The sequence below is a fragment of the Pseudomonas sp. BIGb0164 genome (genome assembly GCF_024810135.1).
Taxonomy (GTDB): Bacteria; Pseudomonadota; Gammaproteobacteria; order Pseudomonadales; family Pseudomonadaceae; genus Aquipseudomonas.
In genome coordinates this window covers 366,541-379,270 of sequence record NZ_JANUEA010000006.1, presented here as the reverse complement: position 1 = coordinate 379,270, position 12,730 = coordinate 366,541, and the positions used below count along the sequence as shown (strand labels likewise).

Sequence of the window (12,730 nt, the reverse complement as noted above, 5' to 3'; positions counted from 1 at the left end):
CGGCGTTCATTCGTATGAACGCCGGGCTTTTTATATGAAACGCGATCAAAAAATGTGGGAGCTTGGTAGGGCTTAAGGGGCCTTGACCAGCTTGACGGCCAGCACATCACACGGTGCGCCGTGCAGTACGTCATTGGCGGTAGAGCCCAGCAGCAGCGCCAGACCATGGCGGCCGTGGCTGCCGACCACGATCAGGTCGCAAGCTTTTTCCTTGGCCAGGTGGTGGATTTCCTGACGCGGTTGGCCGTAAGTCAGGTGGCAATCATCCTTTTTCAGGTGCGGGTATTTGAGAATCAAACGGTCAAGGCGCTCTTTGGCCTGGTCGAATTGTTGTTGCTGCAACTGGGAAAGGTCCATCGGCACGTCACCCCCAAAGGCCATGGCCATGGGCTCGACGATATGCACCAGCGACAGTATGGCGCCATTGGCGATTGCGGATTCCTGCGCGCGCTTGATCACTGGGTCGCACTCTTCGGTCAGGTCGACAGCGACCAGAATATGTTGGTAGGGCATGAGGCGTTCCTCCAGAGGGACTGCAATAAGTTCAGTATGGCTGCTTTCAAGCGGATGGGGTTGCGTCAGATCAAATCCGCTCATCTAGAAATTCGGGAGTACACATATGACGGTCTGGATAGTGGTGTCAATCCTTGTGGTGGTTCTGAGCCCCTTGGCATGGCTGCGCCCGTCGCGCCATCAGAGCGGGCGCATGGCCTTGCGCATGGAAGCCCGCCGCATCGGCCTGGCCATGCAATTGGCGCCCCAGGAGTGGCCGCACTGGCTCAAACAGGAGCCGCCCAGCCCGTGTGCGCAGTACTGCCGGCCACGACGGGGCAGCACGCCGGCGACCTGGAGTTACTGGCAGCTGGAGCCAGGGGTGTGGGTCAACCAATGGCGCGAAGTCTGCGTGGATGAGAAGTTGTTGCCGCATTTTGCAACGCTGCCCGCCAACGTCTACAAGATCGAGGCCGATAAGCAGATGATCGCCCTGTATTGGGGCGAGAAGGGCGAAGCGAGCGTGTTGAAGGACATCGATACCTTGCTCAGGGCCCTGGCCTGATACGGACACTGGCGGCCTGGAATAACTCCCTGTAGGAGCCCGCCAATCCTGGGGAAACCGCGGGCAATAAAAAGCCCGACATCATCATCGGGCTGGAGTTGGCCAGGCAGGCCGGTAAATCTGTGTTTCACGCGTCGGATGTTCATCACGGCGCGCTACGGTTGCGGCTAGCCTAGCCGGATATCCCGTTCTGTACAGCCTTTTCCCACATCTTTTCCATTATTGATTTCGTGAATATTTGAATATTGACGAGGCGCGGGCCTATGGTTGGGGTTCTGAAATGACTGGAAAGTCGCGTTTTTCCTAGCCTTTGGAGCGATTGACAATTGCCCGGAATTGGATGAAGGTGGCGTACCCAAATCAAACGGGCGTATGAATTGAGCGTTTGTCTGTCAGACTGCTCATACAGAACCCCGACTATCGCATTGGCGGGTGTGCCTGGCGGATTGGCGTGAACATTGACCAAATCATCAATGTCCAACCAGAGGCCAGCGTCCAGTGTGTACTGTTCAGCTTCCATATCGTGGAGATCAGTTGATGATTTACGAAGGTAAAGCCATCACGGTTAAGGCTCTTGAAAGTGGCATCGTCGAATTGAAATTCGACCTCAAGGGTGAGTCCGTCAACAAGTTCAACCGTCTAACCCTGAACGAACTGCGTCAGGCCGTAGACACCATCAAAGCAGATGCTTCGGTCAAGGGCGTGATCGTCTCCAGCGGCAAGGACGTGTTCATCGTCGGCGCTGACATCACCGAATTCGTCGACAACTTCAAGCTGCCCGATGCCGAGCTGGTGGCTGGCAACCTCGAAGCCAACAAGATTTTCAGCGATTTCGAAGACCTCAACGTACCCACCGTCGCCGCGATCAACGGCATCGCGTTGGGTGGCGGCCTGGAAATGTGCCTGGCAGCCGACTTCCGCGTGATGTCGGCCACGGCCAAGATCGGCCTGCCTGAAGTCAAGCTGGGCATCTACCCAGGTTTCGGCGGCACCGTGCGCCTGCCGCGCCTGATCGGTGCCGACAACGCCATCGAGTGGATTGCCGCCGGCAAGGAAAACAAGGCTGAAGACGCACTGAAAGTCGGTGCTGTCGACGCTGTGGTTGCTCCGGACAAGCTGGCCGAAGCCGCACTGAACCTGATCAAGGGCGCCATCAGCGGCGAATTTGACTACAAGGCCAAGCGCCAGCCGAAGCTGGAAAAGCTCAAGCTCAACGCCATCGAACAAATGATGTCGTTCGAAACCGCCAAAGGTTTCGTGGCAGGTCAGGCCGGCCCGAACTACCCGGCGCCGGTTGAAGCGATCAAGACCATCCAGAAAGCCGCGAACTTCGGTCGCGACAAAGCCCTGGAAGTGGAAGCCGCTGGTTTCGTCAAACTGGCGAAAACCTCCGCTGCCCAGAGCCTGATTGGCCTGTTCCTGAACGATCAGGAACTGAAGAAAAAGGCCAAGGCCTACGACGAAATCGCCCGCGACGTGAAACAGGCTGCCGTACTCGGCGCCGGTATCATGGGCGGCGGTATCGCCTACCAGTCGGCGTCCAAAGGCACGCCGATCCTGATGAAAGACATCAACGAGCACGGCATCGAGCAAGGCCTGGCGGAAGCCGCCAAGCTGCTGGTCGGCCGCGTGGACAAAGGTCGCATGACCGCCGCGAAGATGGCTGAAGTGCTTAACGGTATTCGTCCTACGCTGTCCTACGGCGATTTCGGCCACGTCGACCTGGTGGTCGAAGCGGTTGTCGAGAATCCGAAGGTCAAACAGGCCGTACTGGCTGAAGTGGAAGCCCAGGTCAAAGATGACACCATCCTGGCCTCCAACACCTCGACCATTTCCATCTCGCTGCTGGCCAAGGCCCTCAAGCGTCCGGAAAACTTCGTCGGCATGCACTTCTTCAACCCGGTGCACATGATGCCGCTGGTGGAAGTGATCCGTGGCGAGAAGTCCAGCGAGCTGGCTGTTGCCACCACCGTTGCCTACGCCAAGAAAATGGGCAAGAACCCGATCGTGGTCAATGACTGCCCGGGCTTCCTGGTCAACCGCGTGCTGTTCCCGTACTTCGGCGGTTTCGCCAAGCTGGTCAGCGCCGGTGTGGACTTCGTGCGCATCGACAAGGTCATGGAAAAATTCGGCTGGCCAATGGGCCCGGCGTACCTGATGGACGTGGTCGGTATCGACACCGGTCACCATGGGCGCGACGTGATGGCTGAAGGCTTCCCGGACCGCATGAAAGACGACCGCCGCTCGGCGATCGACGCGCTGTACGAAGCCAAGCGCCTGGGCCAGAAGAACGGCAAGGGCTTCTACGCCTATGAGGCCGACAAGAAGGGCAAGCAGAAGAAAGTGGCCGACCCATCGGTTCACGAAGTACTCGCGCCTGTCATCTACGAGCAGCGTGAGGTGTCGGACGAAGACATCATCAACTGGATGATGATCGCCCTGTGCCTGGAAACCGTGCGCTGCCTGGAAGATGGCATCGTAGAAACCGCCGCCGAAGCCGACATGGGCCTGGTGTACGGTATTGGTTTCCCTCCATTCCGTGGTGGTGCGCTGCGTTACATCGATTCGATCGGTGTGGCCGAGTTCGTTGCCCTGGCTGATCAATACGCTGATTTGGGCCCGCTGTACCACCCGACTGCGAAGCTGCGTGAAATGGCCAAGAACGGCCAGAGCTTCTTCGGTTAAGCGCCCAAACGACTAGAGCGAGACTATTTATGAGCTTGAATCCAAGAGACGTCGTGATTGTGGACTTCGGTCGCACTCCGATGGGCCGCTCCAAGGGCGGCATGCACCGCAACACCCGCGCCGAAGACATGTCGGCGCACCTGATCAGCAAAGTGCTGGAACGCAACACCAAGGTCGACCCTAACGAAGTCGAGGACGTGATCTGGGGCTGCGTCAACCAGACCCTGGAGCAGGGCTGGAACATCGCGCGCATGGCGTCGCTGATGACCCAGATCCCGCACACGGCTGCTGGCCAGACCGTCAGCCGCCTGTGCGGCTCGTCGATGAGCGCCCTGCACACCGCCGCCCAGGCGATCATGACCGGCAACGGTGATGTGTTCGTGGTCGGTGGCGTGGAGCACATGGGCCACGTGAGCATGATGCACGGCGTCGATCCGAACCCGCACATGTCGCTGTACGCGGCAAAAGCCTCGGGCATGATGGGCCTGACCGCGGAAATGCTCGGCAAGATGCACGGCATCACCCGCGAAGCCCAGGACGCGTTCGGCCTGCGTTCCCACCGGCTCGCCCACAAGGCGACCGTGGAAGGCAAGTTCAAGGATGAAATCATCCCGATGAACGGCTATGACGAGAACGGCTTCCTGAAATTGTTCGACTATGACGAAACCATTCGTCCGGACACCACCCTGGAAAGCCTGGCGGCCTTGAAGCCAGCCTTCAATCCAAAGGGCGGCACCGTGACAGCCGGTACTTCGTCGCAAATCACCGACGGTGCCTCGTGCATGATCGTGATGTCGGCGCAGCGTGCCCAGGACCTGGGTATCCAGCCGCTGGCCGTGATCCGTTCGATGGCCGTGGCGGGTGTGGACCCGGCGATCATGGGCTATGGTCCAGTACCGGCCACACAAAAAGCCTTGAAGCGCGCAGGCCTGACCATCAACGACATCGACTTCTTCGAGCTCAACGAAGCGTTCGCCGCACAGGCCCTGCCAGTGCTGAAAGATTTGAAAGTGCTCGACAAGATGAATGAGAAGGTTAACCTGCACGGCGGTGCGATTGCCCTGGGCCACCCGTTCGGTTGCTCCGGTGCGCGGATTTCTGGCACTTTGCTTAACGTGATGAAGCAAAATGGCGGCAACCTCGGGGTTGCAACCATGTGCATTGGTCTCGGCCAAGGCATTTCCACCGTCTTCGAACGCGTCTAAGCGTTGGGTTGACGGAAGCCGGGGCCCAGTGCCCCGGTTTTTGTTTTTTGGCAGTTTTGTATTTTTTTTTTAACAAATTTTGTAAGAGGGCCAGAGCATGAAAGTCGAACCAGGGCTCTACCAGCATTATAAAGGTCCGCAGTACCGTGTTTTCAGTGTGGCGCGGCATTCCGAGACCGAAGAAGAAGTGGTGTTCTACCAAGCACTGTATGGCGATTACGGCTTTTGGGTGCGCCCATTGAGCATGTTTGTGGAGACCGTCGAAGTTGACGGCGAGCAAGTCCCGCGCTTTGCTTTGGTCCAGGCCGAACCCAGTCTTTTTTCAGGGCAATAACGGCAGGCCGCGCAGAATGCTGCGCTTGACCTCACCTTGTTGCCACTATATATAGCGTTGCCGCGACAGGCGCCAACTGCCTTTCACTTCTCGAATTCAGGAATTTTCCGATCCATGGGCAAATCGCTGGTCATTGTGGAATCCCCGGCTAAGGCCAAGACCATCAACAAGTACTTGGGCAACGAGTACGTGGTGAAGTCGAGTATCGGCCATATCCGAGACCTGCCCACCAGCGGTTCGGCTAGCGCCAGCAAGGAGCCAGCCGCCAAGCGCGGCAAGGCCGCTGCGGGCGAAGGTCCGGTGCTCACCCCTAAAGAGAAAGCGCGCAAGCAGCTGGTCTCGCGCATGGGTGTGGACCCGGATCATGGCTGGAAAGCCAAGTACGAGATCCTTCCGGGCAAGGAAAAGGTTATCGAAGAGCTGCGCCGGCTCGCCAAGGATGCCGACACCATCTATCTCGCAACGGACTTGGACCGCGAAGGGGAAGCCATTGCCTGGCACCTGCGGGAAGCCATCGGCGGTGATGACAGCCGCTACAAGCGTGTGGTGTTTAACGAAATCACCAAGAAAGCCATCCAGGAAGCTTTCTCCAAGCCGGGCGAGCTGGACATTGACCGCGTCAACGCCCAGCAGGCCCGTCGTTTCCTCGACCGCGTCGTGGGTTACATGGTCTCGCCATTGCTGTGGGCCAAGATCGCCCGTGGTTTGTCGGCCGGCCGCGTGCAATCGGTTGCCGTGAAGCTGGTGGTGGAGCGTGAGCGCGAAATCCGTGCGTTCATCCCTGAAGAATACTGGGAAGTCCACGCTGACCTCGGCACCGCCAAGGGCGCCAACGTGCGCTTTGAAGTGGCCCGCGAAAAAGGCGAGGCCTTCAAGCCGCTGAACGAAGCCCAGGCCATGGCCGCGCTGGAGAAGCTCAAGGCGTCCAGCTACAGCATCGTCAAGCGCGAAGACAAACCGACCAGCAGCAAGCCGTCGGCGCCGTTCATCACCTCCACCCTGCAGCAGGCCGCGAGTAACCGCCTGGGCTTTGGCGTGAAGAAAACCATGATGATGGCCCAGCGTTTGTACGAAGCCGGCTACATCACGTATATGCGTACTGACTCCACCAACCTGTCGGTGGACGCGGTCGCGATGGCGCGTACTTATATTGAAGGCGAGTTCGGCAAGAAGTACCTGCCGGAGAAACCGAACGTCTACAGCAGCAAGGAAGGCGCACAAGAGGCTCACGAAGCGATTCGTCCTTCCGACGCCAACACCACGCCTGCCAAGCTGAGCGGCATGGAGCGCGACGCCGAGCGCCTCTACGAGCTGATCTGGCGCCAGTTCCTGGCCTGCCAGATGCTGCCGGCGCAATACCTGTCCACCACGGTTACCGTGGCGGCCTCCGACTTCGAGCTGCGTGCCAAGGGCCGTATCCTCAAGTTCGACGGCTACACCCGTGTGATGCCGCAGATCGCCAAGCCTGGCGATGACGACGTGCTGCCGGACATGGCCCAGGGCGATGTGTTGAAGCTGATCAAGCTCGACCCGTCCCAGCACTTCACCAAGCCACCGGCACGTTACTCGGAAGCCAGCCTGGTCAAAGAGATGGAAAAACGCGGTATCGGTCGTCCTTCGACCTATGCGGCCATCATCTCCACCATCCAGGACCGTGGCTACGTGGCGCTGCACAACCGTCGTTTCTACTCGGAAAAGATGGGCGACATCGTCACCGAGCGCCTGTCCGAGAGCTTCTCCAACCTGATGGACTACGGCTTCACGGCCGGCATGGAAGAGAACCTCGATGACGTGGCCCAGGGCGAACGCGACTGGAAAAACGTACTGGACGAGTTCTACGGTGACTTCAAGAAAAAACTCGAAGTAGCCGAAAGCCCGGACAGTGGCATGCGCGCCAACCAGCCGGTGATGACTGACATCCCGTGCCAGACCTGCGGTCGTCCGATGCAGATCCGTACCGCTTCCACCGGCGTGTTCCTCGGCTGCTCGGGCTACAGCCTGCCGCCGAAAGAGCGTTGCAAGGCCACCGTGAACCTGGTGCCGGGCGATGAGATCGCCGCCGACGACGAGGGTGAATCCGAGTCGCTGGTACTACGTGGGAAGCACCGTTGCCCGATCTGCAGCACGGCGATGGACGCCTACCTGCTGGATGAGAAGCACAAGCTGCACATCTGCGGTAACAACCCGGACTGCAACGGCTACGAGATCGAAGAGGGCACCTACCGCATCAAGGGCTATGAAGGCCCGAGCCTGGAGTGCGACAAGTGCGGCAGCGAGATGCAGCTCAAGACCGGCCGTTTCGGCAAGTTCTTCGGTTGCACCAACCCGACGTGCAAGAACACCCGCAAGCTGCTCAAAAGCGGTGATGCGGCGCCGCCGAAGATGGACCCGGTGAAGATGCCTGAGCTCAAGTGCGAGAAGGTCAACGACACCTACATCCTGCGCGACGGTGCTTCGGGGCTGTTCCTGGCTGCCAGCCAGTTCCCGAAAAACCGCGAGACCCGTGCGCCGCTGGTGCTGGAGATCGTGCCGCACAAGGATGAGATCGATCCGAAGTACCACTTCCTGTGCGAAGCGCCGAAGAAGGATCCCGACGGTCGTCCGGCGGTGATCCGCTACAGCCGCAAGACCAAGGAGCAATACGTGCAGACCGAAGTGGACGGCAAGCCTACCGGCTGGAAAGCGTTCTACGACGGCGGCAAGTGGAAGGTCGAGGACAAGCGCCAGGGCGCTTGATCGACTAGTCTGCGAAATACAAAGGCCGCCTGCATAGGCGGCCTTTTCTTGTTGCAGGAGTGAGCTTATTGTGGCGAGCAAGCTTGCTTGCGCTGGGGGCGAGGCTCTCCCAAGAAAGCACGCGACTGCTGCGCAGTCGAACGGGAGCAAGCTCCCTCGCCACAGCAAGCTTGCCCCTAAGCCAGCATCACGCCTATTCGTTGTGGAGATTGCCGTCATGGCCAACGAACTCTATACCCGTACCAATCAGAAAATTTACTTCGCGGGTTTGTCCCTGGAAGCCCTTGGCCGTGCCGAGGAAGGGAAGGAGATGAACGCCATCGCGCTGGTCCAGGCGGGACGTGAAGCGGCCTTGTTCCATCTGTACGGCGCCTTGCTGGGCCTGTGCCATGAAATCGCCGGGTTCTATCGATTGCCCCAGGCCGGTTCGCCCCGTGCAGAAATGATCATGAATCGCGAAGTGCTGGACGCGATGGCGATTCCTGAACTGGCCGAATTGGTGGAAATGGCTCAAAGCCCTGACAGTTGGGTCGCGCGTTTGCTCAAGGCTCACGCGGATATGTTCCAGCCGCCGCGTATTCCTCATGTGCCGAAGGGCGACGTGACGCAACCGTTGATCGTCGCGGTTGCGGTGGAAGAGGAAGAGCCCAAGCCATTGAGCCGGGAAGAGCTGGAGAGCTGGCGTCAGGAGCTGAAAAAGATGGCGTTGCGCTTTCGCGAAGGCTTGAACGAATGCTGATGGCTTTGTAGGAGCCGGCTTGCCGGCGATGACGGTCTTGGCATCGCCATCGCCGGCAAACCGGCTCCTGCAGGGGGTTGTGGTAGGTGTCGGTCGGCGGGTAGGACCGTTCATCAAGCTGTAAAGAAACCTCTTCAGATCCTCAGCGGGGCCGGGTGGATGACTGATATAATCCCGGCCTTTCGTGGAGAACAGACTTTTATGCCGACGTCCTTTCTGGAAATTGTTGAGTTGCCTGACGGCCGAATCGAGCTGCGCCGGGCAGAGGACGAGGGTTCTCTGGTTATTCTGGATTTTTCCGAGGACGCCAAAGCGTTCCTGCAAGGCCAGCACGTGGAAGTGGCGAAAGCCATGTTGAGCGTGGGTGTGCAGATGGCCGGTCGTTTGGCTGAAGGCGAGCCGGAGAAAGAAGAGGGGTCGCGGGTTCTGCACTAAGTACGCGGGTTGTGGTGGGCGGGCTCGGCCCGCGCTGGGCTGCGCAGCGGCCCCAAATTGATTAACGCGATCTATCAGAAATTATGCGGTGCCTGGTTTGGGGCCGCTGCGCAGCCCAGCGCGGGGCAAGCCCGCTCACTACAGCACCCGGCTAGACATATAGCGTCCGGTGAGGCATACAGCACCCGGTGAGGTATAAAGCAGTCCGGGGTGAGGCATACAGCATCCTGGGCGAGGCAGGCCCGATAAATAGCCCGCCAGTAGCGCCCCCGTTTACCCCAATCGAATATTCAAGCTCTGCGCATCACCCATGCGTGCAGCGCTGATCAGCTGTTGCTTGGCTGTCGCATTCAATGGGTTCAACCAACTCACCACCGTGTGGCTGCGGCCAAGGCGCAAGGCTTCGCACGTCAATTGTTGAGCGCTCTGTGTGCCGCGGGGTTGCAGCAGCAGGATACGCTCACGATTGAGGCCCGCGTCCCGCAACCAGGCCTGGGTCAGGCTGGCCGGTGGGGCGATCAGTGTCAGCCAGCGCGCATTCTGCTCTTCGCTCAATTCACGCAGGACCGGCGCCAGCAGGCTCAGGCAGCTCCCGGCCGTACCGCGCAACGACAGTTCACTGAACGCCTCAGGCTCGGCGCTCCAGGGCGCTTCGACCGTTTCCTTGAGGATGGGCGCAAGGGGTTGGGCCATGAAGGCCTCGAACAGCGACAGTTGTGTGTGTTGTGGGGTATGGACGAGCTGCATGGTGCCTCCTTTAGCGGCGAATAACGCCGACGCTCAAGCCTTCGATCACCAGGTCCTGATCTTTCAGGTTCACTTCAATCGGGGCGAACTCAGGGTTCTCGGCCAACAGCCAGACCTTGCTGCCTTCACGCTTGAAGCGTTTGACGGTGACTTCATCGCCGATACGGGCGACAACGATCTGGCCATTGCGGGCTTCGCGGGTGGTATGGACGGCCAGGAGGTCGCCATCGAAAATGCCCACGTCCTTCATGCTCATGCCATGGACCCGCAACAGGTAGTCGGCGCGAGGATGGAAGAAGGTCGGATTGATGTTGCATGACTCTTCGACGTGCTGTTGCGCCAGGATCGGCGCACCGGCTGCGACGCGACCGATGATCGGCAGTGTCGATTCGTCGGCCTTGGCTTCGAAGCCAGGGATGCGGATACCGCGTGAAGCCCCCGGAGTCATTTCGATCGCGCCTTTGCGGGCGAGGGCCTTGAGGTGTTCCTCGGCGGCGTTGGGGGACTTGAACCCCAGTTCCAGCGCAATTTCCGCTCGTGTCGGCGGGTAGCCGTTGTCATCGAGGCAGCGCTTGATAAAAGCCAGAATCTCAGCTTGGCGTGGCGTCAGTTTTAGCATGTTGATCGCTCTGTCTTTTTATACAGTGACTGGGATTATATACAGTGAACTGCACTTGGCAATCATCCTTTTCGGCCACTCCGCTGGACGGTCATTCGTCACCCTTCCTGCAAGGCAGGGATAGCGCTGCCTACAGACCTCGGCGGATGTGATTAAATAGTGATGAAATAGATGACTGCCCGGCCGGAAAACGGACCCTCAGGGTTGACAAGACACAACCTGAAACGTATGTTTCAAACAAGTGTTTGTCAGGCGGAGTAGCCATGGCCCAGTCGGAAACCGTTGAACGCATTCTCGATGCTGCCGAGCAATTGTTCGCGGAAAAAGGATTTGCTGAAACTTCATTGCGGCTGATCACCAGCAAGGCCGGGGTCAACCTCGCCGCAGTGAACTACCATTTCGGCTCGAAAAAGGCCCTGATCCAGGCGGTGTTCTCGCGCTTCCTGGGGCCGTTCTGCGCCAGCCTCGACCGTGAGCTGGAGCGTCGCCAGACCAAGCCCGACAACAAGCCAAGCCTGGAAGACCTGCTGGAAATGCTGGTCGAACAAGCCTTGGTAGTCCAGCCGCGCAGCGGTAACGACCTGTCGATCTTCATGCGCCTATTGGGCCTGGCGTTCAGCCAAAGCCAGGGGCACTTGCGGCGTTACCTGGAAGATATGTACGGCAAGGTTTTCCGCCGTTATATGCTGCTGGTCAACGAAGCCGCGCCGCGTATTCCTCCGATTGAGCTGTTCTGGCGTGTGCACTTCATGCTCGGCGCCGCAGCTTTCAGCATGTCCGGGATCAAGGCGCTGCGTGCAATTGCCGAGACCGATTTCGGCGTCAACACCTCCATTGAGCAGGTCATGCGCCTGATGGTGCCGTTTCTCGCCGCCGGGATGCGTGCCGAAACCGGCGTCACCGATCCGGCCATGGCCGCCGCCCAGTTGCGCCCGCGCAGCAAATCGACACCGGCTGTCGCCAAGGCGTGATCGACCCGGGTGTGCGCGGCCGCTTGCATCCGCTAAGCTAGCCGCCCATGCCGAATTCAGCTATTTACTCGCAACCCGTTGTTCTCACCGAGCCCCCATTGATAATGGCGCCAGGTGAGGGCAACGGGTTGTGTGCGTTATTTAAGGAAGGTTTATGACTGCTGCCCTGCAAGGTTCATTGATGGTCGACGTTGCCGGCACCTGGCTGACGTCCGAGGATCGCCACCTGTTGCGCCAGCCGGAAGTGGGCGGGCTGATCATTTTTGCACGCAATATCGAGCATCCACGCCAGGTGCGGGAACTGAGCGCGGCCATTCGTGCGGTGCGCCCGGACCTGCTGTTGGCCGTCGACCAGGAAGGCGGCCGCGTGCAGCGTCTGCGCCAGGGCTTCGTGCGCTTGCCGGCGATGCGTGCGCTGGCGGATAACCCCAACGCTGAATACCTGGCTGAGCAGTGTGGCTGGATCATGGCGACCGAAGTGCTGGCCGTGGGCCTGGACCTGAGCTTCGCCCCCGTGCTTGACCTGGATTACCAGCGTAGCGCGGTGGTGGGCACCCGTTCCTTCGAAGGCGACCCGGAACGCGCAGCGCTGTTGGCTGGCGCGTTCATTCGTGGCATGAACAGCGCCGGCATGGCCGCCACCGGCAAGCATTTCCCAGGACATGGCTGGGCCGAGGCCGATTCCCACGTGGCCATTCCCAATGACGAGCGCAGCCTGGAAGAGATTCGTGCGAATGACCTGGTGCCTTTCGCACGCCTGAGCCAGCAGTTGGCGGCAGTGATGCCGGCGCATGTGATCTATCCGCAGGTTGATGCGCAGCCGGCAGGCTTCTCGCGCCGCTGGCTGCAGGACATCCTGCGTGGTGAATTGCAGTTCGACGGGGTGATTTTCAGTGATGACCTGTCGATGGCGGGGGCGCATGTGGTCGGTGATGCGGCCAGCCGGATTGAGGCAGCGTTGACGGCGGGTTGTGATATGGGGTTGGTGTGCAATGATCGCGCGGCTGCAGAACTGGCGTTGACCGCCGCCCAGCGTATGAAGGTCAAGCCATCGGCTCGAATCGCGCGGATGCGCGGCCAGGCGATGGCGTCGACGGACTACAAGCAGGATCCGCGTTGGTTGGCGGCAGTTACCGCGCTGCGTGAAGCGCAGTTGATCGGCTGAAAACCGCGGTGCGCCCATCGCAGGCAAGCCAGCTCCC

General features: G+C 59.7%; 12 protein-coding genes. 9 read left to right on the top strand and 3 right to left on the bottom strand.

Annotation, left to right across the window (positions count from 1 at the left end):
• Positions 1 to 72 precede the first annotated feature (72 nt).
• On the bottom strand, positions 73 to 513 hold the full coding sequence (locus tag M2394_RS18470; protein WP_178921512.1) for a universal stress protein: 441 nt from the start codon (positions 511 to 513) through the stop codon (positions 73 to 75).
• Positions 514 to 619: 106 nt separating this feature from the next.
• On the opposite strand from M2394_RS18470, the gene M2394_RS18465 reads away from it, so the two are divergent.
• The 7 genes from M2394_RS18465 (at position 620) to M2394_RS18435 (ending at position 9,191) form a co-directional block, all read left to right on the top strand.
• Entirely contained in the window at positions 620 to 1,057 is a 438-nt protein-coding gene (locus M2394_RS18465; protein ID WP_259173446.1) for a hypothetical protein, read from the top strand.
• Positions 1,058 to 1,594: 537 nt separating this feature from the next.
• Positions 1,595 to 3,742: a fatty acid oxidation complex subunit alpha FadB gene (gene fadB / locus M2394_RS18460; RefSeq protein WP_178921506.1), complete on the top strand. Its 2,148-nt coding sequence runs from the start codon at positions 1,595 to 1,597 to the stop codon at positions 3,740 to 3,742.
• Positions 3,743 to 3,771: 29 nt separating this feature from the next.
• Positions 3,772 to 4,947 carry an acetyl-CoA C-acyltransferase FadA gene (gene fadA / locus M2394_RS18455; protein WP_259173442.1) on the top strand — a complete coding sequence of 392 codons (1,176 nt, stop codon included), beginning with the start codon at positions 3,772 to 3,774 and terminating at the stop codon, positions 4,945 to 4,947.
• Positions 4,948 to 5,044: 97 nt separating this feature from the next.
• Positions 5,045 to 5,281: a DUF1653 domain-containing protein gene (locus M2394_RS18450; RefSeq protein ID WP_028619417.1), complete on the top strand. Its 237-nt coding sequence runs from the start codon at positions 5,045 to 5,047 to the stop codon at positions 5,279 to 5,281.
• A 114-nt stretch (positions 5,282 to 5,395) separates the two neighbouring features.
• Positions 5,396 to 8,017 (top strand): type I DNA topoisomerase, encoded by a 2,622-nt coding sequence (gene topA / locus M2394_RS18445; protein WP_178921504.1) that lies wholly within the window; start codon positions 5,396 to 5,398, stop codon positions 8,015 to 8,017.
• A gap of 217 nt (positions 8,018 to 8,234) precedes the next feature.
• The gene (locus M2394_RS18440; RefSeq protein WP_259173440.1) at positions 8,235 to 8,756 is read left to right on the top strand and encodes a DUF6586 family protein; all 522 of its coding nucleotides are present in this window, start codon (positions 8,235 to 8,237) and stop codon (positions 8,754 to 8,756) included.
• A 201-nt stretch (positions 8,757 to 8,957) separates the two neighbouring features.
• Positions 8,958 to 9,191, top strand: a complete 234-nt coding sequence (locus tag M2394_RS18435; protein WP_259173439.1) for a hypothetical protein — start codon at positions 8,958 to 8,960, stop codon at positions 9,189 to 9,191.
• A 273-nt stretch (positions 9,192 to 9,464) separates the two neighbouring features.
• On the opposite strand, the gene sulA is transcribed toward M2394_RS18435, so the two are convergent.
• Both sulA and lexA read right to left on the bottom strand, forming a co-directional pair.
• Entirely contained in the window at positions 9,465 to 9,938 is a 474-nt protein-coding gene (gene sulA / locus M2394_RS18430) for an SOS-induced cell division inhibitor SulA (RefSeq protein ID WP_259173438.1), read from the bottom strand.
• 10 nt (positions 9,939 to 9,948) lie between these two features.
• Entirely contained in the window at positions 9,949 to 10,557 is a 609-nt protein-coding gene (gene lexA / locus M2394_RS18425; RefSeq protein ID WP_003172575.1) for a transcriptional repressor LexA, read from the bottom strand.
• A 263-nt stretch (positions 10,558 to 10,820) separates the two neighbouring features.
• On the opposite strand from lexA, the gene M2394_RS18420 reads away from it, so the two are divergent.
• A complete protein-coding gene (locus M2394_RS18420) occupies positions 10,821 to 11,528 on the top strand; it encodes a TetR/AcrR family transcriptional regulator (protein ID WP_176995342.1) in 708 nt (235 codons plus the stop codon).
• 154 nt (positions 11,529 to 11,682) lie between these two features.
• On the top strand, positions 11,683 to 12,693 hold the full coding sequence (gene nagZ / locus M2394_RS18415) for a beta-N-acetylhexosaminidase (protein WP_178921501.1): 1,011 nt from the start codon (positions 11,683 to 11,685) through the stop codon (positions 12,691 to 12,693).
• Positions 12,694 to 12,730 lie beyond the last annotated feature (37 nt).

Coding starts and splice junctions, on each gene's coding strand:
- M2394_RS18420 (WP_176995342.1), top strand. CDS start 10,821: ATGGCCCAGTCGGAAACCGTTGAACGCATTCTCGATGCTGCCGAGCAA.
- topA (WP_178921504.1), top strand. CDS start 5,396: ATGGGCAAATCGCTGGTCATTGTGGAATCCCCGGCTAAGGCCAAGACC.
- M2394_RS18465 (WP_259173446.1), top strand. CDS start 620: ATGACGGTCTGGATAGTGGTGTCAATCCTTGTGGTGGTTCTGAGCCCC.
- sulA (WP_259173438.1), bottom strand. CDS start 9,938: ATGCAGCTCGTCCATACCCCACAACACACACAACTGTCGCTGTTCGAG.
- M2394_RS18450 (WP_028619417.1), top strand. CDS start 5,045: ATGAAAGTCGAACCAGGGCTCTACCAGCATTATAAAGGTCCGCAGTAC.
- lexA (WP_003172575.1), bottom strand. CDS start 10,557: ATGCTAAAACTGACGCCACGCCAAGCTGAGATTCTGGCTTTTATCAAG.
- M2394_RS18470 (WP_178921512.1), bottom strand. CDS start 513: ATGCCCTACCAACATATTCTGGTCGCTGTCGACCTGACCGAAGAGTGC.
- M2394_RS18435 (WP_259173439.1), top strand. CDS start 8,958: ATGCCGACGTCCTTTCTGGAAATTGTTGAGTTGCCTGACGGCCGAATC.
- fadA (WP_259173442.1), top strand. CDS start 3,772: ATGAGCTTGAATCCAAGAGACGTCGTGATTGTGGACTTCGGTCGCACT.
- fadB (WP_178921506.1), top strand. CDS start 1,595: ATGATTTACGAAGGTAAAGCCATCACGGTTAAGGCTCTTGAAAGTGGC.
- M2394_RS18440 (WP_259173440.1), top strand. CDS start 8,235: ATGGCCAACGAACTCTATACCCGTACCAATCAGAAAATTTACTTCGCG.
- nagZ (WP_178921501.1), top strand. CDS start 11,683: ATGACTGCTGCCCTGCAAGGTTCATTGATGGTCGACGTTGCCGGCACC.